The sequence below is a fragment of the Nonomuraea sp. NPDC050540 genome (assembly GCF_044457485.1).
Lineage (GTDB): Bacteria > Actinomycetota > Actinomycetes > Streptosporangiales > Streptosporangiaceae > Nonomuraea.
Genome location: NZ_JBITHA010000001.1, coordinates 1,330,487 through 1,351,828 on the forward strand (window position 1 = coordinate 1,330,487; position 21,342 = coordinate 1,351,828).

At 71.9% G+C, this 21,342-nt stretch carries 22 protein-coding genes and 3 tRNA genes; 14 read left to right on the plus strand and 11 right to left on the minus strand.

Annotated elements, in window-relative coordinates; all coding sequences use genetic code 11:
* Positions 1-51 precede the first annotated feature (51 nt).
* The gene (locus ACIBI5_RS06085) at positions 52-810 is read left to right on the plus strand and encodes a helix-turn-helix domain-containing protein (RefSeq protein WP_397243641.1); all 759 of its coding nucleotides are present in this window, start codon (positions 52-54) and stop codon (positions 808-810) included.
* Between the two features lie 13 nt (positions 811-823).
* On the opposite strand, the gene ACIBI5_RS06090 is transcribed toward ACIBI5_RS06085, so the two are convergent.
* The 4 genes from ACIBI5_RS06090 to ACIBI5_RS06105 all read right to left on the minus strand — a co-directional run bounded on the left by ACIBI5_RS06090 (position 824) and on the right by ACIBI5_RS06105 (position 5,651).
* On the minus strand, positions 824-2,179 hold the full coding sequence (locus ACIBI5_RS06090; RefSeq protein ID WP_397243643.1) for an arylsulfatase: 1,356 nt from the start codon (positions 2,177-2,179) through the stop codon (positions 824-826).
* A 62-nt stretch (positions 2,180-2,241) separates the two neighbouring features.
* Positions 2,242-3,126 carry a sulfotransferase family protein gene (locus tag ACIBI5_RS06095; protein ID WP_397243645.1) on the minus strand — a complete coding sequence of 295 codons (885 nt, stop codon included), beginning with the start codon at positions 3,124-3,126 and terminating at the stop codon, positions 2,242-2,244.
* A gap of 261 nt (positions 3,127-3,387) precedes the next feature.
* The gene (locus ACIBI5_RS06100; RefSeq protein WP_397243647.1) at positions 3,388-4,710 is read right to left on the minus strand and encodes an MFS transporter; all 1,323 of its coding nucleotides are present in this window, start codon (positions 4,708-4,710) and stop codon (positions 3,388-3,390) included.
* Between the two features lie 5 nt (positions 4,711-4,715).
* A complete protein-coding gene (locus ACIBI5_RS06105; RefSeq protein ID WP_397243649.1) occupies positions 4,716-5,651 on the minus strand; it encodes an NAD(P)/FAD-dependent oxidoreductase in 936 nt (311 codons plus the stop codon).
* 37 nt (positions 5,652-5,688) lie between these two features.
* Between ACIBI5_RS06105 and ACIBI5_RS06110 the strand changes: the two genes are divergently transcribed.
* Genes ACIBI5_RS06110 through ACIBI5_RS06120 form a run of 3 tightly spaced genes read left to right on the plus strand, consistent with a single transcriptional unit; the run spans position 5,689 to position 7,687 of the window.
* Positions 5,689-6,090 (plus strand): MerR family transcriptional regulator, encoded by a 402-nt coding sequence (locus ACIBI5_RS06110; RefSeq protein ID WP_397243651.1) that lies wholly within the window; start codon positions 5,689-5,691, stop codon positions 6,088-6,090.
* Positions 6,091-6,137: 47 nt separating this feature from the next.
* Positions 6,138-6,611 carry an SRPBCC family protein gene (locus tag ACIBI5_RS06115; protein WP_397243653.1) on the plus strand — a complete coding sequence of 158 codons (474 nt, stop codon included), beginning with the start codon at positions 6,138-6,140 and terminating at the stop codon, positions 6,609-6,611.
* A 59-nt stretch (positions 6,612-6,670) separates the two neighbouring features.
* On the plus strand, positions 6,671-7,687 hold the full coding sequence (locus ACIBI5_RS06120; RefSeq protein ID WP_397243655.1) for a cation diffusion facilitator family transporter: 1,017 nt from the start codon (positions 6,671-6,673) through the stop codon (positions 7,685-7,687).
* 28 nt (positions 7,688-7,715) lie between these two features.
* Here the strand turns inward: ACIBI5_RS06120 and ACIBI5_RS06125 are convergent.
* The 4 genes from ACIBI5_RS06125 to ACIBI5_RS06140 all read right to left on the minus strand — a co-directional run bounded on the left by ACIBI5_RS06125 (position 7,716) and on the right by ACIBI5_RS06140 (position 8,549).
* Positions 7,716-7,790: transfer RNA gene (locus ACIBI5_RS06125), tRNA-Val, on the minus strand.
* 11 nt (positions 7,791-7,801) lie between these two features.
* Positions 7,802-7,875 (minus strand) — tRNA-Cys (locus ACIBI5_RS06130).
* A gap of 15 nt (positions 7,876-7,890) precedes the next feature.
* Positions 7,891-7,962 (minus strand) — tRNA-Gly (locus tag ACIBI5_RS06135).
* A 59-nt stretch (positions 7,963-8,021) separates the two neighbouring features.
* Positions 8,022-8,549, minus strand: coding sequence for a CGNR zinc finger domain-containing protein (locus ACIBI5_RS06140; protein WP_397243657.1), 528 nt, complete (start codon positions 8,547-8,549; stop codon positions 8,022-8,024).
* Between the two features lie 107 nt (positions 8,550-8,656).
* On the opposite strand from ACIBI5_RS06140, the gene ACIBI5_RS06145 reads away from it, so the two are divergent.
* From ACIBI5_RS06145 to hutH, 3 genes are read left to right on the plus strand one after another with little or no spacing between them, the layout of a single operon-like run.
* Positions 8,657-9,421: a methyltransferase domain-containing protein gene (locus ACIBI5_RS06145; protein ID WP_397243659.1), complete on the plus strand. Its 765-nt coding sequence runs from the start codon at positions 8,657-8,659 to the stop codon at positions 9,419-9,421.
* Positions 9,422-9,457: 36 nt separating this feature from the next.
* Positions 9,458-10,171 carry an ArsR/SmtB family transcription factor gene (locus tag ACIBI5_RS06150; protein WP_397243661.1) on the plus strand — a complete coding sequence of 238 codons (714 nt, stop codon included), beginning with the start codon at positions 9,458-9,460 and terminating at the stop codon, positions 10,169-10,171.
* A 16-nt stretch (positions 10,172-10,187) separates the two neighbouring features.
* A complete protein-coding gene (hutH, locus tag ACIBI5_RS06155; RefSeq protein WP_397243665.1) occupies positions 10,188-11,738 on the plus strand; it encodes a histidine ammonia-lyase in 1,551 nt (516 codons plus the stop codon).
* Between the two features lie 190 nt (positions 11,739-11,928).
* Here the strand turns inward: hutH and ACIBI5_RS06160 are convergent, their stop codons facing one another.
* Positions 11,929-13,086, minus strand: coding sequence for a Rid family hydrolase (locus ACIBI5_RS06160; RefSeq protein ID WP_397243667.1), 1,158 nt, complete (start codon positions 13,084-13,086; stop codon positions 11,929-11,931).
* Positions 13,087-13,145: 59 nt separating this feature from the next.
* Between ACIBI5_RS06160 and ACIBI5_RS06165 the strand changes: the two genes are divergently transcribed.
* Genes ACIBI5_RS06165 through ACIBI5_RS06180 form a run of 4 tightly spaced genes read left to right on the plus strand, consistent with a single transcriptional unit; the run spans position 13,146 to position 17,703 of the window.
* Positions 13,146-14,099, plus strand: a complete 954-nt coding sequence (locus ACIBI5_RS06165) for a LysR family transcriptional regulator (protein ID WP_397243669.1) — start codon at positions 13,146-13,148, stop codon at positions 14,097-14,099.
* Positions 14,042-15,046, plus strand: coding sequence for a chorismate-binding protein (locus tag ACIBI5_RS06170; RefSeq protein WP_397243671.1), 1,005 nt, complete (start codon positions 14,042-14,044; stop codon positions 15,044-15,046). Before ACIBI5_RS06165 ends, ACIBI5_RS06170 begins: the two co-directional genes overlap by 58 nt.
* Positions 15,043-15,873 (plus strand): aminotransferase class IV, encoded by an 831-nt coding sequence (locus tag ACIBI5_RS06175; RefSeq protein ID WP_397243673.1) that lies wholly within the window; start codon positions 15,043-15,045, stop codon positions 15,871-15,873. The genes ACIBI5_RS06170 and ACIBI5_RS06175 overlap by 4 nt, the downstream gene beginning before the upstream one ends.
* 39 nt (positions 15,874-15,912) lie before the next feature.
* A complete protein-coding gene (locus ACIBI5_RS06180; RefSeq protein ID WP_397243675.1) occupies positions 15,913-17,703 on the plus strand; it encodes a serine/threonine protein kinase in 1,791 nt (596 codons plus the stop codon).
* Here the strand turns inward: ACIBI5_RS06180 and ACIBI5_RS06185 are convergent.
* Positions 17,700-19,100: an LVIVD repeat-containing protein gene (locus ACIBI5_RS06185; RefSeq protein ID WP_397243677.1), complete on the minus strand. Its 1,401-nt coding sequence runs from the start codon at positions 19,098-19,100 to the stop codon at positions 17,700-17,702. The two genes, ACIBI5_RS06180 and ACIBI5_RS06185, sit on opposite strands and share 4 nt — an antisense overlap.
* 39 nt (positions 19,101-19,139) lie before the next feature.
* On the opposite strand from ACIBI5_RS06185, the gene ACIBI5_RS06190 reads away from it, so the two are divergent.
* The 3 genes from ACIBI5_RS06190 (at position 19,140) to ACIBI5_RS06200 (ending at position 20,574) form a co-directional block, all read left to right on the plus strand.
* Positions 19,140-19,799 (plus strand): DUF305 domain-containing protein, encoded by a 660-nt coding sequence (locus ACIBI5_RS06190; protein WP_397243679.1) that lies wholly within the window; start codon positions 19,140-19,142, stop codon positions 19,797-19,799.
* A 23-nt stretch (positions 19,800-19,822) separates the two neighbouring features.
* Positions 19,823-20,008: a hypothetical protein gene (locus tag ACIBI5_RS06195; RefSeq protein ID WP_397243681.1), complete on the plus strand. Its 186-nt coding sequence runs from the start codon at positions 19,823-19,825 to the stop codon at positions 20,006-20,008.
* A gap of 71 nt (positions 20,009-20,079) precedes the next feature.
* On the plus strand, positions 20,080-20,574 hold the full coding sequence (locus ACIBI5_RS06200; protein WP_397243683.1) for a DUF4352 domain-containing protein: 495 nt from the start codon (positions 20,080-20,082) through the stop codon (positions 20,572-20,574).
* Positions 20,575-20,724: 150 nt separating this feature from the next.
* Here ACIBI5_RS06200 and ACIBI5_RS06205 read toward each other — a convergent pair whose 3' ends face one another.
* Entirely contained in the window at positions 20,725-20,988 is a 264-nt protein-coding gene (locus ACIBI5_RS06205) for a hypothetical protein (protein WP_397243685.1), read from the minus strand.
* Between the last annotated feature and the right edge of the window lie 354 nt (positions 20,989-21,342).

Below are 21,342 nucleotides of genomic sequence, written 5' to 3' on the forward strand. Positions count from 1 at the left end.
GGCCCCTGCTCGGTCGTGGGTCTGGCTCACCATTACTGGTAGATTCTCACCATGGACCGCGTGACCCCGCACCTCGGCGCGCCGCCCGAGGTGGCCAACGCCGGGGTGGGCGTGCACGGGGTCGGCCGCCGTCGCGACATCTTCCGCCTGCGCGGCCTGTGGCAGCTGCACCTGTACTCCTACTCCGCCCGGCTGACCGTCGGCGGCCGCACCCACGAGATCCGGCCGGGCCGGGTGAGCCTGATCCCGCCCGGCGAGCTCGTCCAGTACTTCTACGAGGGCCGCTCCGAGCACCTCTACGCCCACCTGCTCCTGCCCGAGCGGGGCGAGCCGGTGACGGTGCCGCTGATGCAGGACGCCGGCGCCGACACCCCGTTCCTGCGCGACCTGCTGCGCCAGGCGATCACCGCCGCTCCCGCGACGCCCGCGATGGCCGCCGCCGCGGCCTGGACGGTGCTGTGGCGGGTCGCCCGCCTGGCCGAGTCGGAGGGCCCGCACGCCGCGGTGCGGCTGGCCATCGCGCACATCGAGTCACACCTGGCCCAGCCGCTGACCATCCCCGAGGTGGCGGGCGCCGCGGGCATCTCGCACAACCACCTGACCCGGCTGTTCCGCGCCGAGACCGGCGACACCGTCGTCGCCTACATCCGGCGTCGCCGCCTGGAGCAGGCCCGCCACCTGCTGCGCGAGACCACGCTGCCGATCCCGGCGGTGGCCGCCGCCGTGGGCCTGGCCGACCTGCAGGCCTTCAACAAGGCCTGCCGCCGCGAGCTCGGCGCCGCCCCACGCGCCATCCGCCAGTCCGGCTGATGGGCTGTGGGCCTTAGAGCGGCGCGTACGGCCGGCGTGGGTCGGGACCGATCGCGCCGTCGAGTTCGGCCAGCAGGTCCGCGACCAGGTCGGGCCGCGAGGCCGCGAGGTCGCGCCGCTCGCCCGGGTCCTCCCGCAGGTCGTACAGCTCCACCCGCCCGCGCGGCCCCGCCCCCGCGATGCCCGGCGCGAACCTGACCACCTTCCACCGCCCGCGCCGGATCGCCTGGATCTTGCGCGGCCGGTTCCAGATCAGGTGCCGCCGCTTCGGCACCCCCGCCCCGGTCAGCGCGCCGCGCAGCGACACCCCGTCCAGCCCTTCGGGCACCGGCATCCCGGCGAGGTCGGCCAGTGTCGGCAGCACGTCCCAGAACGCCACCGGCCGCCGCTCCACCCGCGCCCGCACACCCGGCGACCAGGCGATCATCGGCACCCGGATGCCGCCTTCGTACAGGTCGCGCTTGTCGCCGCGGAAGGGGCCGTTGGAGTCGAACAGCGCGGGCGTCACGCCCTTCTCGCTGTGCGGCCCGTTGTCGCTGGTGAACAGCACCACCGTGCGCTCGGCCTGCCCGCTGTCGCGCAGCGCCCGCACCAGGGCGGCCACGTCCGCGTCCAGCCGGCCGACCTGCGCCGCGTGCCGCCGGTTCGGGCCGGTCCACGGCCGGTCCTCGTACGGCCCCGCGTCACCGCCGGGCACCACGCTCGGCGAGTGCGGCAGCGTGGTCGGGTAGTAGAGCAGGAACGGCCGCTCGCGCTCCTTCTTGATGAAACGCACGGCCCGCTCTCTGAACAGGTCGGGCGCGTAATAGTGCCCGTTCAGGGGCACCGTGCGGTCGTTGTGCCAGAGCCGCCGCGGGTAGTACCGGTGCGCGTCCCGGTGCCCGATGAAGCCGAAGAACTCCGCGAAGCCCCGCTCGTTGGGGTGCGAGGGCTGGCCGGGCAGGTCGGGGCCGAAGCCCCACTTGCCGATGCACGCGGTGTCGTACCCGGCCAGCCGCATCATCCCGCCGAACGTCAGGTCGGCGTCGGTGAGCGAGCGCTGGGGGCCGCCCTCCGGGTTCTCCCTGACCGTTCCGTGCCCGGCGTGCAACCCGGTGAGCAGAGCGCAACGCGACGGGGCGCACAGGGGCGCGCCCGAGTAGGCCGCCTCGAAGCGCACGCCCTCGGCCGCCAGCCGGTCCAGGTTCGGGGTCGCGATCGTGCGCTGCCCCTGGAAGCCGACCTCGCCCCAGCCCAGGTCGTCGGCGAGGACCACCACCACGTTCGGCCGCGCGGGCGGTCCGGCGCTCGCGTGAGTGGCCGCGCCGCCCAGGAAGGGGGCGGCCACGGCGCCGGTGAGCAGGGTGCGGCGAGAGGGCCCGGAGATCATGTCGGACACCTTGGAGGCCGTGGGGGAACGCCGGGCCAACGACCCGTGAACCCCGGGCGAACTCACAGGTAGCGCCACCGGCGGCAGATCTCCCAGAGCTTCTCGGGCACCTCGTCCGGCGCCGGCAGCGGCCGCCCCTCGACCACGCTGCCGGTGCGGATCTTGTCCCGCCAGTCGCCGATGCCCTTGACGAACCCGCCGTGGTCGCGCGTGCCGTACTCCAGCATGGCCGGCTCCCACGCGACCTCCAGGAAGTCGCAGACCTTGCGCAGCACCGGCCCCGGCTCGGCGACCAGGTCCTCGTAGGTGACGGTCAGCCCGGGCAGGTGCTCGCGGGCCTCCTGCAGGTAGACCATGTAGTTGAGGGTACGGCTGACCGCCTCGTCCATCGGCCGGTTGTCCGGGTCGGCCTCGTGCCAGGACTGCGCGATCGACATCGGGTGGCGCAGCAGGAACAGGAAGCGGGCGTCCGGCCAGCAGGTGGCGATGCGCCGCCAGGCGAAGACGTTGCTCGGCGTCTTCTCCACCATGATCTGCTTGCCGCTGCGGGCCAGCTCCCGGTGCAGGAGGCGGTCCCAGATCAGGTGCTCCACGTCGCTGTGGGTGTGGCCGAGGGCGGCCACGGCCTGCCGTACCGGATCGGTGGGGAAGCCGGCCGTCACGCGGCGGAAGTGCGTCTCGATCGGGGAGTGGATCAGCGAGTGGCTGTTGAGCAGGACCCGCAGTAGCGTCGAGCCCGAGCGCACCGACGAGAACAGGAAGACCGGAGCCCGCAGCAGCCGGTCGTGCACCGGGTCGGCGGGGCTCCTGACCTCGTCGTCCGGCAGCCGTACCAGCGCGGGGTGCGGCTTCGGCGGGGGTACCGGACGGGGCACGCGGGTGGCCCGCGAGAGCGTGTACCCGGTGAGGCCTTCGAGCGTGGCGTTCGCTCGGTACTTCCAGTTCATGCCCGGCACCGTAGAGGGAGCCGGTTAACCACGCGTTAACCCCGGCTGAGAACGTGTTCGGCTTGCCGCCATTCATTACTTTTCCCGACATGCCGCGCTTTTGGGGGAGCTGCCCGACAGACTGGGAGGCATAGCACCGTCGAGGGGGCTGGTGGACATGCGGACCTGGGGTGGGTCCGGGCGGGGATCCGGTCATCTGTGGGTCGTGGCGATGTGGGGGCTGATCTGGTTGCTGGACACGGCGGAGTTCCTTCTGCGCATCTAGCGGGGCAGGAACACGAGGAGCGCGACCAGGACGACGGCGGCCGGTATCCCCCAGGCCAGGACCTCGGGGACGGCCGCGGCCGTCGCCTGCGGGCTGTTCTCGAGCTCGCGGGTGAGCAGGTTGCCGAAGGCGGCCACGCCGAGCGAGAGGCCGAGGCCGCGCGCGGTCATCGTGGCCGAGGTGGTGGCGGCCAGGTCGGCGGGGGCCGCGGCGTTCTGCGCGACGACCACCAGGTTCTGCATCAGCAGCCCGAACCCGGCGCCGAGCACGCCGAGCGTGACGGCCGCCGGCGCATAGGGCGTGCCGGGTTCCAGCCGGCTCAGCAGCACGAACCCCAGGACCACGATCGACGCCCCGGCCAGCAGGAACGGCTTGAACCGGGTCCCGACCCCGGCGCCCGCCACGAACGACACCGCCGTGAACGTCAGGACGTACGGCGTGAGCGCCAGCCCCGCCGCGGTCGCGCCCATCCCGTACGCGGCCTGCAAGAACGTGGGCAGGTAGACGAGCGAGCCGCCGAGCAGCGCGCCGAGCAGGGCGGTGGCGGGCAGGACCACGCGCAGCGCCGGGACGGCGAACAGCCGGGGAGGCAGCATCGGGTCGGGCGCGCGGCGCTGCCACCACACCGACAGCGTCAGCAGCACCGCGAAGGCCACCCCCGCGCCCGCCGGCGACTCGGTCACCAGCAGCAGGCTGACGGCGGTGCCCGCGATCAGCAGCGCTCCGGCGAGGTCGAGCCCGCCCGCGGCATCCGGCTTGGGCAGGCGCAGCGCGTACCCGGTCAGAGCCATGCCGACCACGGCGAGCGGCAGGTTGACGTAGAAGATCCAGCGCCAGCCCGCGGCGTCGGTGATCAGCCCGCCCGCCGGCGGGCCGCCCACGCTGGCCAGGGCGAAGACGCCGCCGGTGAAGCCCTGGACGCGGCTGCGCAGGTGACGCGGATACAGCTCGGACAGGGCCACCGCCGGGATCACGAACAACGCGCCCGCTCCGATGCCCTGGAGCGTCCTCGCCGCGATCAGGTGGGGCGTCGTCTGGGCCAGGCCGGACAGCGCGGAACCTACGGCGAAGACGGCCAGCGCGACCAGGAACACCGCGCGCCGGCCGAAGCGGTCGCTGACGCGGCCGTAGAGGGCGCCGGTCGCGGTCGAGGCCAGGACGTAGGAGGTGACGATCCAGCCGATCGCGTCCATGCCGCCCAGGTCTTCGGCGATGGCGGGCAGCGCTATGGCCACCACGGTCTGGTCCAGGACCGAGAGCAGCATGCCCAGCAACAGGCCGGCGGTGGCCATCGTCTTCCTGGTCAGGTTCACGGACATCGCGCTCAGCCCTTCGGGGCCGCGAACGCGGGCAGGCCGAAGTCGGCGCTCAGCAGGTCCTGGTCGATGGCCGCGCCGGCGACGGTTCCGCCGGCCGCAGCGGCTATGACCGCTGCCAGCGGGACCGGGACGGTGGCCCTGCGCGCCGTGTCGCCCGCCGCGTAGACGCCCGGGACGCCGGTCTGGCCGAACTCGTTCACCTCCACGCAGCCGTCGGTGAACGTGGCGCAGCCCAGCCGGGCGGCCAGGTCCGTCCTGTGCCTGCGCGGCACGTTGACCACGAACACCGCCTGCCGGGGCAGCGGCGGGCCGTCCTCGAACACGATCCGCTCCAGCCTGCCGCCGGCCGACTCCAGGCGGGCGATCCGCTCGTCCCTCACGGCGACGCCCTGGGCCAGGAGCTTCGCCCGCGAGGCCGGGTCGAGCGGTTCCCGGCCGGTGCACAGGGCCACGTCGGCGAAGCGGCTCAGCTGCAGCGCCAGCCGTACCCGGGCGGGGGAGGCCCCGATCACCGCGACCGGCCTGCCCGTGACCTCCCACCCGTGGCAGTACGGGCAGTGGAAGGCCGATCGCCCCCACAGCGACTCGACGCCGGGCGGGCCGGGAAGGTCGTCGGACAGACCGGTAGCCAGCAGGAGCCGGCGCGCGCCCGCCGTTCCCCCTCCCGACAGCTCCACCCGGAAGCCGGGGCGGACATCGGTGACCGTCTCCTCCCGGATCTCGACCGACGGGTAGGCCGACAGCTCCTCGCGGGCGAGCTCGCGCAACTCGGCCGGTGGTATGCCGTCCCTGGTCAGGAAGTTGTGAACGGCCTCGGCCGGGGCGTTGCGGCCGTGCCCGGCGTCGAGCAGGAGTACCCGGCGGTGCGCCCGCCCGAGGGTGAGGGCGGCGGCCAGCCCGGCCGGCCCGCCTCCGATGATGACCACGTCGTTGGTTGACATGCGGGAAAGTCTGCAAGTTAATGTCAACATGAAGTCAATGCGTATCGGGGAATTGGCCGACCGGTTCGGTCTCGGGACGCACGTCCTGCGCCACTGGGAGGCGATGGGCCTGCTGACCCCGGCCGCCCGGGTGAACGGCCGCCGCCGCTACACCCGCGACCACGTCATCCGCGTCATGACGATCATTCGCGCCAAGGGCGGCGGCATGAGCCTCGACCAGATCGGTGAGGTCCTGTCGGCCACCGGCAGGGCCGAACGCCGGACCCTGCTCCAGCGGCACCACGCGGACCTGGAGCGGCGGCTCGCGGAGATCACGACGTCCAAGCGGCTGATCGAACACCTCATGGAATGCGGCGCGGACGACTTCACCCAGTGCCCGGACTACCGGCGCATGGTGGAAACCGCGGCCGGCCTCTCCGGCTGCGTGGCCGATTCTTGAACGTGCCGGGGTAGGGCGACCAGATCCCTGGGGGCACACTCCTGGCCATGCAGACTCTCCAGCTCACCCAAGCCCCCGCCGCGTACGCGTGCATGATCGTCCGCACGCCCGCCGAGACGGCCTTCCAGGCCTTCGCCGACCCGGCCGTCACCACGCGCCTGTGGTACTCCAAGAGCAGCGGGCCCATGCTTCCGGGGGCGGAGTTGCGCTGGGAGTGGGAGACGTACGGCGCGAGCGTCCAGGTCTGGGTCAAGGCGGTGCAGGAGGGGCGGCTGATCAGGTTCGAGTGGGGCAACTACGCGCAGCCGACCACGGTGGAGCTGCGCTTCACCCCCATCGCCGGGGACGCCACGTTCGTCGAGGTCACCGAGACCGGCTACCAGGGCTCGGGCGACGACACCCTCCAGTGGGTCAACGACACCGTCGGCGGCTTCACCACGGTGTTGTGCGCGCTGAAGGCCCTGCTCGAGCACGGCATCGAGCTCAACGCCGTCTCCGACCACCACCCGGCGCCTCTCTGACCCGTTGTCATATGCGTACATGAATATCTATAATGCGAGGGCCACCGAGAGGGGAGACGATGACGCACCCCGACCCCCCGTCACACGGCCACGGGCACGGACACGCCCCGTCGAAGCTGGGCCGCCTCCTCAAACCCCACAGCCACGACACCGCCGACAGAACCGACGCGGCCCTGGAGTCCAGCAGCCGTGGCATGCGGGTGCTGGCCGTCTCCTTCGCGGTCCTCATGGTCACCGCCCTCGTCCAGGCCGCCATCGTCGCCCTGTCCGGCTCGGTGGCCCTGCTGGGCGACACGCTGCACAACTTCGCCGACGCCCTGACCGCCGTCCCGCTGGCGATCGCCTTCTCCCTGGGGCGCCGCGCCGCCACCCGCCGTTTCACCTACGGGTACGGCCGCGCCGAGGACCTGGCCGGCATCGTCATCGTCGCCCTGATCGCCGCCTCAGCCGCACTGGCCGCGTACGAGGCCGTGAAGCGCCTGATCACCCCAGAGGACATCCGCGCCGTGGGCCTGGTGGCCGCCGCGGGCGTCGTGGGCTTCGTCGGCAACGAGTGGGTGGCCCGCTACCGCATCAGGGTGGGCCGCGAAATCGGCTCGGCCGCGCTGGTGGCCGACGGCCTGCACGCCCGTACCGACGGCTTCACCTCCCTGGCCGTCCTGCTGAGCGCGGGCGGCGCCGCCCTGGGCTTCCCTCTGGCCGATCCGATCGTCGGCCTGCTCATCACGGTCGCGATCTGCTTCGTCCTGCGCGACGCCGCCAGGGAGATCTACCACCGCCTGATGGACGCCGTGGACCCCGCCCTCATCACGCGGGCGGAGAGGATCCTGACCGTGGTACCCGGCGTGAAAGGCGTGGGCGCGGTCCGCATGCGCTGGATCGGCCACACGCTACGCGCCGAAGTGGACATCACGGTCAGCCACCAGTTGTCGCTGATCGAAGCCCACGCAGTGGCGGTGGAGGCCGAACACCGCCTGATCCACGACCTGCCCCGCCTGAGGGCCGCGACCGTCCACGCCGACCCCGACGGCCCACCGGACACCGACCACCACGCCCCCTTGCTCACCCACCGGTGAAACGGGACTACGGCGTGGGACTCAAAACTGGTGGACGATACTGGGATTGAACCAGTGACCTCTTCCGTGTCAGGGAAGCGCTCTCCCGCTGAGCTAATCGTCCGGGTATTCAACTGGAGGTGGAGACGGGATTTGAACCCGTGTGGACGGCTTTGCAGGCCGCTGCCTCGCCTCTCGGCCACTCCACCGAGCCGGAAGCTCCGAGCGGAAGACGGGATTTGAACCCGCGACCCTCACCTTGGCAAGGTGATGCTCTACCACTGAGCCACTTCCGCGTCCGCCGCGATCGGCGGCGACGAGAGAACTGTAGCGAATCTTCCCCCTCTCCCCCAACTCAGTTCTTCGCCCTGGCCCGGAAGGCGGCCGTCTTCACCCGGTTCTGGCACGCGGTCGAGCAGAAGCGCTTGGTGCCGTTGCGGGAGACGTCCACGTAGACGCGGTCGCAGGCGGGCGCCGTGCACACGCCGAGCCGGTCGGCGAACTCGCTGCCCAGCACGATCGCCAGCGCCGTCGAGCAACTGGCGCCCCAGTCGCCGGCCACGGTGCCGCCGGGGCCGTGGAAGTGCAGGTGCCACGGCTCGCCGTCGTGGCGGTCGAGGCGGGGACGGGCGTTGTGGTCGTCGAGCAGGCGGTTGAGCCGGGCGGCGGCGGTGTCGTTGTCCTCGGCGGCCACGGCTTCGAAGACCGCGCGCAGCCGTACGGCCACGCCCGCCAGTTCCTCCGCCTCCGGGGTGGTGAACGGCCGGTGCGCCGGATAGATCTCGCGCGCGCCGGCCGTGGCGGCCTCGTCGAGAACGGCGGGTGTGAAGGGACGCCCGCGCCGCATGCCGGGCGTCAGCGCGTTGACGAAGCTCACCGTCACCCGCGTGACACTGTCCGTGTGACTGTTGAAGTTCACTTGACCGGTTACAACCTCTCGGTTAGCTTGTGACTATCCAAAGTGTAGACGACAGTTACAAGGAGCCGGTTGTGCTTACCTATGACGCCGCCCGTCAGTGGATCGACCGCTGGGACCTGCAGCAGGCCGGATATCTGCCCGACCGCGAGGAGCGTTTCACCGCGCTGATCGACGCCGTTGAGTCCCTCGGCCGCCCCGACCCCCTTGTGCTGGACCTCGGCTGCGGTCCCGGATCGCTCTCGGCCCGCCTGCTTGAGCGCCTGCCCAAGGCCACGGTGATCTCCATCGACGCCGACCCGCTCCTGCTGGGCCTGGGCCGCGCCGCGTACCCGCGACTGACCTTCGTCTCCCGGGACCTGCGGGTCCGGGGCTGGAGCGAAGGACTCGGCCTTGACCGCCCCGTGGACGCCGCGGTCAGCACGACCGCCCTGCATTGGATCACCGGCTCCGAACTGGCCGGCGTCTATGCCGAGGTGCACCGGGCGCTGCGGCCCGGCGGCGTGCTCCTCAACGGCGACCACCTCAACACCGACGACGCCAGCCCCGCCCTGGCCGAGCTCGAGCGCGCGATCCACGAGAAGGAGACCGAGCGCCGCTTCCGCGAGAACCGGCCCGAGGACTGGCAGGAGTGGTGGAAGGCCGTCGTCGCAGACCCCGATCTGGCCGAGCTCAACACCGCCCGCCACGACCAGGGCACCACGCACAACGGGGAGGAGTCCGAGCTCCTGTCCACGCACGAGCGGGCGCTGCGCACGGCCGGGTTCGCCGAGGTCGGCACGCTGTGGCAGCGCGGCAACAACCGGCTCGTGTGCGCCGTGAAGAGCCGCGATGCTTAGACCGGGGCCGAAACGTCGGTGGGTTAGCGTCGCATCATGGCCGCAGAACATCTCACCCGAGACGCCGACATCGCACCGGTCGCCGCGCTCATCGCCGACCCGACCAGGGCCGCCATGCTCAACGCACTGCTCGACGGCCGAGCCCTGGCGGCCGGGGAACTGGCCAGGCTGGCCGGAGTGAGCGCCGCCACCGCCAGTTCCCATCTGGCCAAGCTGCTGGAGGGCCGCCTCGTGGAGGTGGTCAGCCAGGGCCGCCACCGCTACTACCGCCTGGCCGGGCACGACGTGGCCGAGGTCCTGGAGGTGCTGGCCCGGGTCAGCGCGCGGCCCGCCGTACGGTCGCTGCGGCAGTCGCGCCAGGCGCGGCTGCTGGAAGAGGCCCGCACGTGCTACGACCACCTGGCCGGACGGGCGGGCGTGGCGCTGCTGGACCGGCTGCGCGCCGACGGGCACCTCGACGGCGGCGAGCTCACCGCGGCGGGGGAGCGGGCGCTCAAGCTGATCGGCGTGGACGTGGACGCGGTGCGCAGGACACGCAGGAGGTTCGCGCCCGACTGCCTCGACTGGACGGAACGGCGGGCCCACCTGGGCGGAGCGCTCGGCGCCGCGCTGACCGATGTGCTGTTCGAGCGGGGCTGGATCGTCCGCGGGAACATCCCCCGCGCGGTGACCGTGACAGAAGAGGGCAGAAGGGAGTTGTTCGATGGTAAGGAGCTAACATCACATACGCCGGTTACCCAACACCCTTAAACGAGAGAGTGGCAGCATGCGCGACAACGTAGTCGTGAACGTCGGTCCCGAGCCGCTGAGCTTCGAGGACGTCATCCGTGTGGCCCGTGGCGGCGCCGCCGTACGCCTGACCGACGACGCGATCGCGGCGATCTCCGCGGCCCGCCAGCGCGTGGACGAGCTCGCCGAGAGCCCGACGCCCGCCTACGGTGTGTCAACCGGGTTCGGCGCGCTGGCCACGCGGCACATCGATCCCGCGCTGCGCGCGCAGCTGCAGCGCTCGCTCGTGCGCTCGCACGCCGCGGGCAGCGGTCCCGAGGTCGAGACGGAGGTCGTGCGGGCGCTCATGCTGTTGCGCCTGCACACGCTGGCCACCGGCCACACCGGCATCCGCCCGATGACGGCCAAGACGCTCGCCGCGCTGCTGAGCGCGGGGATCACGCCGGTGGTGCACGAGTTCGGCTCGCTGGGGTGCTCGGGCGACCTGGCGCCGCTGGCCCATGTGGCGCTGACGTTGATGGGCGAAGGCGTCGTACGCGACTCCTCCGGCACCCTCACCCAGGCGGCCGAGGCGCTCAAGCAGGCCGGCATCGAACCGGTCGAACTGGCCGCCAAGGAGGGCCTGGCCCTCATCAACGGCACCGACGGCATGCTCGGCATGCTCGTCCTGGCCATCGACGACCTGTCCAGGCTGCTGAAGACCGCCGACCTGAGCGCGGCCATGAGCGTGGAGGCGCTGCTCGGCACCGATCGCGTCTTCGCCCCCGAGCTGCAGGCCCTGCGCCCGCAGCCCGGCCAGGCGCTCGCCGCCGCCAACATGGTCAGAATCCTGGCCGGCTCCGGCGTCATGGCCAGCCACCGCGACCCCGAGAACTGCGCCCGCGTCCAGGACGCCTACTCCCTGCGCTGCGCCCCGCAGGTCGCCGGCGCCGCCCGCGACACCGTCGCGCACGCCGCCAACGTCGCCGGCTGGGAGCTGGCCAGCGCCGTCGACAACCCGGCCGTGCTCGACGACGGCCGCGTGGAGTCCAACGGCAACTTCCACGGCGCCCCCGTCGCCTACGCGCTCGACTTCCTCGCCATCGTCGCCGCCGACGTGGCCTCCATGTCCGAGCGCCGCACCGACCGCTTCCTCGACGTGGCCCGCAACCACGGCCTGCCCGCCTTCCTCGCCGACGACCCCGGCGTGGACTCCGGCCACATGATCGCCCAGTACACGCAGGCCGCCATCGTCTCCGAGATGAAGCGCCTGGCCGTCCCGGCCAGCGTCGACTCGATCCCGAGCTCGGCCATGCAGGAGGACCACGTCTCCATGGGCTGGTCGGCCGCGCGCAAGCTGCGCAAGTCGGTGGACGGCCTGACGCGGGTCCTGGCCATCGAGATCCTCACCGCCGCCCGCGCCCTCGACCTGCGCGCCCCGCTGACGCCCGCCCCCGCGACCGGCGCCGTGGTGTCCGCACTGCGCGAGGCGGTCCCCGGCCCCGGCCCGGACCGCTTCCTCGCCCCGGAGATCGAGTCCACCGTCCGCCTCGTCGCCGACGGCGCCCTGCTCTCCGCCGCCGAGGTGGTCACGGGTCCTCTCTCGTAGGGCCGCCCGTTGTGGCTCTCCTTGAGAGCCCTCCGTCCGTTACGGCTCTCTTGGAGAGCCCCTATCCGTTACGGCGAAGCCGCAGCCACCCCCACCCGCCGCACGTGGATCCCTCCGTCCAGGGAGACGCTCGTCCGGCGGGGGTGGCCGGCCGCCGTGACGAGCGCCCCGCCGGCCGCCCGGCGCTGGGTCAGGAGGGCAGCGCCACGATCGCGTCCACCTCCAGCACCAGCCCCGGCATGAACAGCCGGGACACCTCCACCGACGTGCTGGCCGGAGGCGTGCCCGTGATGTAGCGCTTGCGCACCTCCCGGTAGGCGGGAGCCTGCGCCATGTCCGTCAGGTACGACCGGATGAACGCGATGTCCCCGAACCCCGCCCCCTGATCGGCCAGAATCCGCTCCAGGCACGCGAACACATGCTCGGCCTGCGCCGCCATGTCCCCGGGCGCCACCACGTTCCCGTCGGCGTCGAAGGCGGCCTGCCCCGAGATGTACAACGTGTCCCCGGTCCGCACCGCGTGCGAGTACATGCCGTTGGTGGCGGGCACGGTCGCCGGGTTGACCGGCGTGACCCGGGACGGACGGCCCGCGCCGACGTGCCGCGCGATCGCGGTCACGTCCTGGTCGCCGAGACCGGCCGCCTCGGCCGCGCGCAGGCGCAGGCGGGCGGCGGTGGCCAGCGTTCCGCCCTCCCACGCGGCCAGTTCCAGGTCCTTGGCGGCCAGTCCGAGCGCGAAACGGGTTTCCGCTGCGGGATCGCGCAGGCGTTCCGACAGGCCGCCGAGCGGGGTGCCCGCCAAAACGTCCAGCACCGCCTCGCGGGGGACGCCGTGCGCCTCGCCGTACGCGAGAGACTCGGCGACGAGCACCTGCGCGGGCAGGAACGCGCTCATGACGGCGAGTTTCAGCGCCGCCCCCGACCCCAGCGGCCCGCACTCGCGCACGGTCCCGAAGACGGACAGCACCTCGCGCACCGGCGCCACCGCGCCGCCCGCCAGCACCGTCAGCGTGCCGTCGGTGGCGGGTCCCACGCTGCCGAGCACGGGCGCGTCCACCAGCCCGACCGAGGACGGCAGCAGCTCGCGCACCCGCGTGACGGCCGGCGGCCCGATCGTGGACATCTCGATCACGATCGCGTCCGGCCGCAGCCCCGGCAGGGCCGACTCCAGCACGTCGAGCACGGCGGGCCCGTCGCGCAGCATCGTGATGACGACCGAGGCGCCCTCGACGGCCCGCTCCACCGGCGTACCGGTCCCGCGCCGCCACGTGGTCACCTCGTGCCCGGCCGCCTCAAGCCGCCGGGCCATGGGGACGCCCATGCGCCCCTGTCCAAGAAAAGCAATCATGTTCCCCTTTATAGGAGAGATGCGAGCCATTCCACCACCGACTACATTGCATACCAGCCATGCTTGAGACGAATGACTTGCGACTGTTCGACGAGGTAGCCCGCTCCGGCTCCTTCACCGCCGCCGCCGAACTGCTCGGATACACCCAGTCCGCGGTCTCGCGCCGCATCGCCGCGCTGGAGCGCGAGGCGGGCGGCGCGCTGTTCGAGCGCCGCGCCCGGGGTGTACGGCTGACGCCCGCCGGCCACGCCCTGCACCGCCACACCCTCGCCGTCCTGGAGCGCCTGGACCAGGCGGGGGAGGAGCTGGCCGCCATCCACGCCGGGGGCGGCGGCAGGCTGCGCGTGGGGGCGTTCGCGACCGCCAACGTCGAACTGGTGCCCGCCGCGCTCCAGCGCTTCGCCGACCGGAGGCCGGCCGTCGAGGTACGGCTCGCGGAAGGGCTCAGCCCCCGCCTGGTCGAGCGCCTGGAAGCCGGTGAGCTCGACGTCGCCGTGATCAGCGACTACCCGGCCGGGCTGCCCACGGGCGGCCACACGGTGCCGCTGGGGGAGGACCGGCTGCTGGTGGCGCTCCCCGAAGGCCACCCCCTCGCCGCGCGTACCACCGTCGACCTGGCCGACCTGCGCGAGGAGACCTGGATCGAGGCCGCGCCGAGCGGTCAGCCGACGCTGCTCGTGACCGCCTGCGCCGCGGCCGGGTTCGTACCGCGCGGCGGCCTGCGCGTGGCCGAATGGTCGGGCAAGTTCGGCTTCGTCGCCGCCGGGCTGGGCGTCACGCTCGTGCCGGAGCTGGCGGCGCGGGCCGTACCGCGGGGAGTCGTGCTCCGCCCGCTCGGCGCCGCCGTCCCGGCCAGGCGTTACTACGCGGCGCTCCCCGGCGTCCCGTTGCCCGCCGCCCTGGCCTTCGTGGACTTGCTGTGCGAGGTGGCATCACGCACTGGGACAATGGCCGCGTGTACGACAGCTTCGCCTATGTCGGCGGGCGGCTCGCCACCGGCCTGCGCGACCTGACCACGGACCTGGCCGCCCTCGACGGCGAGGGCTGGTGGGCCGTGGTCGTCGACTACGAGGGCAAGGTCAGCTGCGCCCGCTTCGACCAGGTACGCCCCGCCCCGCTGCCCCCGGCCGGACCCTGGCACGGCCCCGGCGCCCGCCAGTGGCGCAGTTCCCTCGACCAGGCCGCCTACGAGCGCGGCGTCCAGGCCATCCGCGAGCACATCCGCCGGGGCGAGGTCTACCAGGCCAACCTCACCCGCGTCCTGACCGCGCCCCTGCCGCCGGAGGCCGACCCGCTCGCCCTGGCCCACCGCCTGGCCGAGCGCAACCCCGCCGCGTACGCCGCGGTGATCAGCCTGCCCGGCCGCGCCGTGGTCTCCGCCTCGCCCGAGCTGTACCTCTCGCGCGACGGCGCCGTCGTCGAGTCCCGCCCCATCAAGGGCACCGGAGCCACCGAGGCCGACCTGCTCGACAAGGACTACTCCGAGAACGTCATGATCGTCGACCTGGTCCGCAACGACCTCGGCCGGGTGGCGGCGGTCGGCTCGGTGCAGGTTCCCGCGCTGTGCGTGCCCGAGGCCTACCCGGGCTCGGTGCACCTGGTCTCGACCGTCCGCGCCCGGCTGGAGCCCGGCAAGGGATGGCCCGAGCTGTTCGCGGCCACGTTCCCGCCCGGCTCGATCACCGGCGCCCCCAAGTCCTCGGCCCTGCGCATCATCAATGAACTCGAACCCGAGCCCCGCGGGCCGTACTGTGGGGCCGTGGGCTGGGTCGACGCCGACCGCGGCACGGCCGCGCTGGCCGTGGGCATCCGGACCTTCTGGATCTCCGGCCAGGAGATCCGGTTCGGCACCGGCGCGGGCATCACCTGGGGCAGCGACCCCCGGCGTGAATGGCAGGAGACCGAGCTGAAAGCATCCAGGCTCATCGCACTCGCATCTCGCTTTGGAGGAGATAGATGACAGTCCCTGTCTGGGTCAACGGGGAGATCCTCGACCCCGCCCGAGCGAGCGTCTCGGTCTTCGACCACGGTCTCATGGTCGGCGACGGCGTCTTCGAGACCATCAAGATCGTCAACGGCGTCTCGTTCGCGCTCACCCGCCACCTCGACCGGCTCCGGCTCTCGGCACGGCGCATGGATCTGCCCGAGCCCGACACCGACGCCATCGCCGACGGCATCGGCAAGCTCCTGGCCGTCGCCCCCGCGTGGCCGCTCGGCCGCATCCGCGTCACCTACACCAGCGGCCCCGGCCCGCTCGGCTCCGACCGCGGCGACCAGGGCGGCACCTCCGTCGTGATCGTGGACGAGCAGAAGCCCTTCCCCGGCACCGCCGCCGTCACCGTCGTGCCGTGGCCGCGCAACGAGCGCGGCGCGCTGTCCGGCGTCAAGTCCACCTCCTACGGCGACAACGCCAAGGCCCTGGCCTACGCCAAGGCGCGCGGCGGCGGCGAGGCGATCTTCGGCAACCTCGCCGGGAACCTGTGCGAGGGCACCGGCTCCAACATCTTCATCGTCAGGGACGGTCGCCTGATCACCCCCACCCTGGAGGCCGGGCCGCTGGCCGGAGTCACGCGGGCGCTGGTCGTCGAGTGGTGCGGCGCCGAGGAGGCCGACGTGCCGCTGCGGGCCCTCTACGAGGCCGAGGAGGCGTTCCTCACCTCCACCACGCGCGACGTGCAGCCCATCAAGCTGGTCGACCAGACCACGCTGCCGGTCGCGCCGGGACCGATCACCGCCAAGGCGATGCGGGTCTTCGCCGAGCGCTCTGCCGCCGATCTCGACCCGTGAGCTAGTCTCGTGCCCCGCATACCGATCATGTGAGGCATCGTGGACATCGGCCCGTACCGCATTCTCCGCGAGCTCGGCCGAGGCGGTCAGGGCACCGTCTACCTGGGCCGGGACGACCGCGGCGAGCTCGCCGCGGTCAAGGTCGTCCACGGGTTCGACCGTGCCTTCGACCGCGAGCTCGCCGCCGCCCGCCAGGTGGCCGAGTTCTGTACGGCCCGCGTCCTGCGTGCCGACCTGGACCACAACCCGCCCTACGTGGCCAGCGAGTTCATCGACGGGCCCGCGCTGCACCAGGTGGCGCCGCTGCGCGGGGCGGCGCTGACCCGGCTGGCCATCGGCACCGCCACCGCGCTGACCGCCATTCACCGGGCCGGAGTCGTGCACCGGGACTTCAAGCCGGGCAACGTCCTCATGGGCCCGGACGGCCCGCGGGTGATCGACTTCGGCATCGCGCGGCTGGTGGACCTGTCCCAGTCGCAGGGCGCCGCCGGGACGCCGCCCTACATGGCGCCGGAGCAGTTCGCGGGCGGGCAGGTCGGGCCCGCCGCGGACGTGTTCGCGTGGGGCGCGACCATGGTGTTCGCCGCCTCCGGACGGCCGCCGTTCGGCTCCGACACCCTCGCCGCCGTCGCCTACCGCATCATCCACGCCGACCCCGACCTGGGCGAGCTGCCCGAGCCGCTGCGGACGATCGTGGCCCGCTGCCTCGCCAAGAACCCCGCCGCCCGGCCCGCCGCCCGCGACCTGCTGCTGAACCTGCTGGGCGAGCGCGCGCCCGCACAGCCGGACGCCGCCCTGCGGCAGGGCGTCGCCGCCGCCCAGCCCGCGAGCCGGCCCACGCCGGGCTTTTCGGGTGCCGTGCCGGGCGCCCAGGGTGCCATGGCGGGGACGCCGGGCGCTTCGGGTGCGGTGCCGGGGGCGTCCACGGCGCCGGGTTCCGGGGGCGGGGCCGTACCCACGGACGGGGCGCCAGGGCAGGCCCGCGCGGGAGGAGTGTCGCGGCGGGCGGCGCTCGCGGGGGGCGTGGCGGTGCTGGCCGCGGCGACCACCGGCGTGGTGCTGTGGCGCGGCGGGTTCGGCAGGGGCACCGGCACGCGCGCGGACCCCACCGTCGGCAGCACGCCGACCGCCACCCCCACCACCTCACCCACCTTGAGCAGCACCCCTGGCGGCACTCCGAGCGGCACCCCCAGCGCGGCCGTCCCGCCCGCGGCCGGGCAGCTCGCCGACATCATGGAGAGCGCGGTCGGGCTGGCGCCGATGGCCGACTTCACCCTCGACGCCCGCATCACCCAGGGCACCTGGCACACCACCGCCACCGGCCGCCTGGCCTACGACCCGCAGATCTCCGACGTCCGCATGGACGCGCGGGTCACCGCCGAGCACGTCGAGCCCGCGCTGACCGGGCGCGTGCTGATGGCCGGGCAGGACTACGTCGGCGGCAAGCTCGTCACCGACCAGGCCAAGACCCCGATCATGCTGTACGCCCGGTTCGTGCACGCGGTCGCCTCGATCGCCAACGTGGCCGACCTGGCCAGGCTCACCTCGGGCGTGCAGTCGGAGGGCCGGACCTACACCGGCTCGCTGCCCACCACCAAGGGCCCGGAGTCGCTCTGGCGGCAGATCAGCGCCATCAACAACGACGAGATCCCCGAGGCGCAGCTCGCCAAGACCACGCTCTCCTGGGTGCTCAAGCTGGACGAGCACAACCGGCCGCGCTCGCTGCGGCTGTCCTGGCACATGCTGCTCGACCAGGGCGCCCGGCTGACCTCCCCGTTCGACGTCACCTACAAGGGGTGGCGCGACGGGGAGATCAGCGAGCCCGGCTAGTACGACTTCTGCGTCTGGACGTTGAAGTCGTCCATCTTGACCTGCTTGGCCGGGTCGGTCAGCGGGTCGTCGATCTGGATGACGTCCAGGCCCTTGAGGATGTCGCTGGAGTAGATGTAGCCGTTGTAGTAGTACGCCGACCAGGAGCCGGCGATCGAGTGGTCGCCGCCGGCCGGGCCGCGGTCGAAGAATCCGACCTCGCGCGGGTTGTTGGAGTCGGTGAAGTCCCAGACCGAGACGCCGCCCTGGTACCAGGCCTGGACCATCACGTCCTTGCCCTCGATCGGCAGCAGCGAGCCGTTGTGGGCGACGCAGTTCTCGTTCGACGTCTGCTCGCGCGGCATCTTGAAGTAGCCGCGGCGTTCGAGCTTGCCGTCCACGATGTCGTAGATGGCGTTGGCGCCCTTCGTCTTGGGCGTCTTGCTGTCGCAGGTCGCCATCCCGCCGCCGCCGAGCTCGTCGCTGAAGACGACCTTGGTGGCGTCGTTGTTGAACGTGGCCGAGTGCCAGATCTGGAAGTTCTCGGTGTCGCGTACCTGCTGCAGGACCTTGGGCTTGACCGGGTCGGCGATGTCCAGCAGGACGCCGTCGCCGAAGCAGGCCGCGGCGGCGAGGTTCTTCTCGGGGTAGGCGGTGATGTCGTGGCAGCCGGCGGCGAACATGCCTTCGCCCTGGCCATCAGGGAAGATATTCGGCTTTGCCACGATTTTTGCGGACTTCGGGTTCTTTACTGGAATCTCTACGATCTGGATGAGTTCGTGGGGCGGCGGGCAGGTCTTCGAGTCCGGCTCGGGGCCGGGGGAGGAGACGTACACGTACAAGGTGTCGGGGTTCTTGCCCGGGACCATCGTGTGGGTGTGCGAGCCGCAGTCGGTGCGCACCGCTGAGACGTACGTGGGGTTCTTCTTGTCGCTGATGTCGAAGATGCGCAGGCCTTCCCAGCCGCCCGACGCCGGCCCGGTGCCCTGCCCCGAGTCGCACTTCTCGCCGCCGCGTGGCTCGTCGATCGACAGGATCAGCAGGTCGCCGTAGACGGAGACGTCGTTCTGCTGCGCCGGGCAGGAGACCTGGCTGACCGGCTTCGGCTGCGCGGGGTCGCTGATGTCGAAGATCGAGAACCCGCCGAAGTTGCCCACGAACGCGTAGTTCCCCTGGAAGGCCAGGTCGGAGTTCCAGCTCATCGGACCGTCGAGCGGAGCCGTCCGCGGCATGTTGGCGACCAGCTTCACGTTGTCGCTGGTCGTCACGTCGGCCATGGTCTTCGCCGAGGGCGACGCGCTCGATGGCGCCTTGCTCGCCGCACTCGGACCGGGCCTGGCGGCCGGTGCCCCGGCGCAGGCCGCCACCAGCATGACAGCCGCGCCGACCACCGCCGCTCGTAGCTTCGCAGGGATCACGCGTGCACTCCTTCAATGTCGTGGCCCAGTATGGAAGCTATGTCAGTACAGTTCCGGCCGCGTCTTCTCTTCATCACAGTTCTGCTGACATTCGCCCTGGCCGCCTGCGCGACGGAGAGCGCCGGACCCTCTCCCGTCGGCACCGACGCGCCCGTCCTGGTCCCGCACGCCCCGGGATCTCCCGCGCGTACGGCCACGCCCGGCGAACGCCTCCCGCAGCCGGAGCAGCAGCCGTCCGCGGCCGACGTGCGATTCGCCGAAGGCATGATCCCGCACCACCGCCAGGCCCTGGAGATGGCCGGTCTGGTCGCCGAACGCACCCGCACCCCCTCCATCCGCCGCATCGCCGATCAGATCACGCTGACGCAGGAACCCGAGATCCGCATCATGTCCGCCTGGCTGTCGGCGCTGGGCCGGGCCGTACCCCGGACTCACGGCCACCCCACGGGACAGCCCGCGAACGGCATGGCCACCCTCACCGAGATGAACGCCCTGCGCGCGGCCCGCGACGGCCCGTTCGACCGCATGTTCCTGCGCCTCATGATCAGGCACCACGAGGGCGCCCTGACGATGGCCGACGCCGCCCTGCGCGAGGGTACCGACCAGCGTATGCGGATGCTGGCCAGAGACGTGTCCGCGGGCCAGAGCATCGAGATCGCCCGTATGCGCGAGGCCTTGAGGTCATTACCTGCTCTTTAGGTTTCTGCCCTTAGGCTTCAACCATGGCAATCTGGCGCACTTCCGACGGGATGCAGGTGGAGGCGGTCGTAGTCGACGATCAGCCCGTCCTGCGCGTGTCGCGGCGCGTCGAGGACAAGCTGTACTTCCGCGGCTACGTGGCCAGTGTGGACGATCTCCACAAACACGGTGTGGACCTGGCCGACCTCACCGAACACCCCGCCGCCTGACCTCTGGCGGAGCGCGGGCCCTTGCTGGTTAAGTGGTTGGCCGCGCGTCCGATCGCCAGGAGGCCCCCACGATGTCCCAGGTTCCGCGCACGCGGGTCGCCCTCGCCGCCGCCGCGCTCGTGCTGGGCGTCGTCGCCGTGGTGTTCTTCCTGCGTTCCGGGACGTCCGCGAACATCGGCCAGGCCGTCACGGACGGCGGCTTCACGATGACCGTGACCAAAGTGGAGCAGCTCGACCGGATCGGCGGCGAAAGCCTCGGAAAGACCGCGCGGGGGCGGTTCGTCGTCGTCCACCTGTCGGTGAAGAACACCGGCACCCGGGCGCAGGCGTTCATCAGCGACTCCCAGAAGCTGCTGGCCGGCGGCGCCGAGTACCAGGCCGACCCGGGCGCCGCCGTCTACGTGGACGGAGCGGACTCGAAGCTCCTCTACGAGAAGATCAAGCCCGGTGACACGATCGCCGGCGCGCTCGTCTTCGACGTCCCCAAGGACGCCCGGCCGGGCAGCGTCGAACTGCACGAGCGGGCGTCGTCCGGCGGCGCCGAGGTGAACCTCCAGCCCCAATAGCCACTGCCACGGGCCTGCAGACAGTCCCCGGGCCCGGACCTTCGGGCGGTCCTCAGCCCGGATCGCCTGCGGTTGCGGGCGCAGGGATGGCCCCGCGAGGAGTCCCTCGCGGGGCGGTTGACGCGGACGATGTTCGCCGCCAGGCGCGGCCTAGTGGTTGTTGTGGTGTTTGTCCTTGCACCACTTCTTGATCCAGCGGTGGTGCTTCCAGCAGTACCAGCACTTGCGGTCGTGCTTGTCCCACCGCCACTTGCACTTGGGCTTCGCCGCCGACGTCGAGAGCTGCGTGGTGGACGCCACCGAGCAGCTGGTCTTCGTCTGGGTCGACGCGCTTGCGGCCTGCGAGGTGACCGTTCCGGTGACCGCGAACACGGACGCCGCGATCGCGGTGCCGACGAGAATGCGCTTGAGCATCAGAGATCCATCCCTGATTTGAGGCCCAGCAGATGTCTGGGCAGGTGGATGGCGCCGAATTCCGGTCAACAGGACACACGAGAACGGCGCTAACGGAACGTATCCGACGCTAACCGGCGACACCCCGCACGGTCACCCGCCAGGAAGCAAAGCCTTATTTCCGACATTTCACTATTTAGCCGGAAAGACCCTTTTTTGCAGGATCTGTGGCTTGGATGAACTCTGTCTGAACAGGCATTTCATCGCCGATCCGACTCCCGGGGCCAGGTATCCAAGCACCCCGGCGCGCCCTTGTACCCCGATGTGACAAAAGCAATCACATCAAGTTCAACAAATGGTGGGAAAGCGCACCGG

Coding starts and splice junctions, on each gene's coding strand:
- ACIBI5_RS06085 (WP_397243641.1), top strand. CDS start 52: ATGGACCGCGTGACCCCGCACCTCGGCGCGCCGCCCGAGGTGGCCAAC.
- ACIBI5_RS06090 (WP_397243643.1), bottom strand. CDS start 2,179: ATGATCTCCGGGCCCTCTCGCCGCACCCTGCTCACCGGCGCCGTGGCC.
- ACIBI5_RS06095 (WP_397243645.1), bottom strand. CDS start 3,126: ATGAACTGGAAGTACCGAGCGAACGCCACGCTCGAAGGCCTCACCGGG.
- ACIBI5_RS06100 (WP_397243647.1), bottom strand. CDS start 4,710: ATGTCCGTGAACCTGACCAGGAAGACGATGGCCACCGCCGGCCTGTTG.
- ACIBI5_RS06105 (WP_397243649.1), bottom strand. CDS start 5,651: ATGTCAACCAACGACGTGGTCATCATCGGAGGCGGGCCGGCCGGGCTG.
- ACIBI5_RS06110 (WP_397243651.1), top strand. CDS start 5,689: ATGCGTATCGGGGAATTGGCCGACCGGTTCGGTCTCGGGACGCACGTC.
- ACIBI5_RS06115 (WP_397243653.1), top strand. CDS start 6,138: ATGCAGACTCTCCAGCTCACCCAAGCCCCCGCCGCGTACGCGTGCATG.
- ACIBI5_RS06120 (WP_397243655.1), top strand. CDS start 6,671: ATGACGCACCCCGACCCCCCGTCACACGGCCACGGGCACGGACACGCC.
- ACIBI5_RS06150 (WP_397243661.1), top strand. CDS start 9,458: ATGGCCGCAGAACATCTCACCCGAGACGCCGACATCGCACCGGTCGCC.
- hutH (WP_397243665.1), top strand. CDS start 10,188: ATGCGCGACAACGTAGTCGTGAACGTCGGTCCCGAGCCGCTGAGCTTC.
- ACIBI5_RS06160 (WP_397243667.1), bottom strand. CDS start 13,086: ATGATTGCTTTTCTTGGACAGGGGCGCATGGGCGTCCCCATGGCCCGG.
- ACIBI5_RS06165 (WP_397243669.1), top strand. CDS start 13,146: ATGCTTGAGACGAATGACTTGCGACTGTTCGACGAGGTAGCCCGCTCC.
- ACIBI5_RS06175 (WP_397243673.1), top strand. CDS start 15,043: ATGACAGTCCCTGTCTGGGTCAACGGGGAGATCCTCGACCCCGCCCGA.
- ACIBI5_RS06190 (WP_397243679.1), top strand. CDS start 19,140: ATGTCAGTACAGTTCCGGCCGCGTCTTCTCTTCATCACAGTTCTGCTG.
- ACIBI5_RS06195 (WP_397243681.1), top strand. CDS start 19,823: ATGGCAATCTGGCGCACTTCCGACGGGATGCAGGTGGAGGCGGTCGTA.
- ACIBI5_RS06200 (WP_397243683.1), top strand. CDS start 20,080: ATGTCCCAGGTTCCGCGCACGCGGGTCGCCCTCGCCGCCGCCGCGCTC.
- ACIBI5_RS06205 (WP_397243685.1), bottom strand. CDS start 20,988: ATGCTCAAGCGCATTCTCGTCGGCACCGCGATCGCGGCGTCCGTGTTC.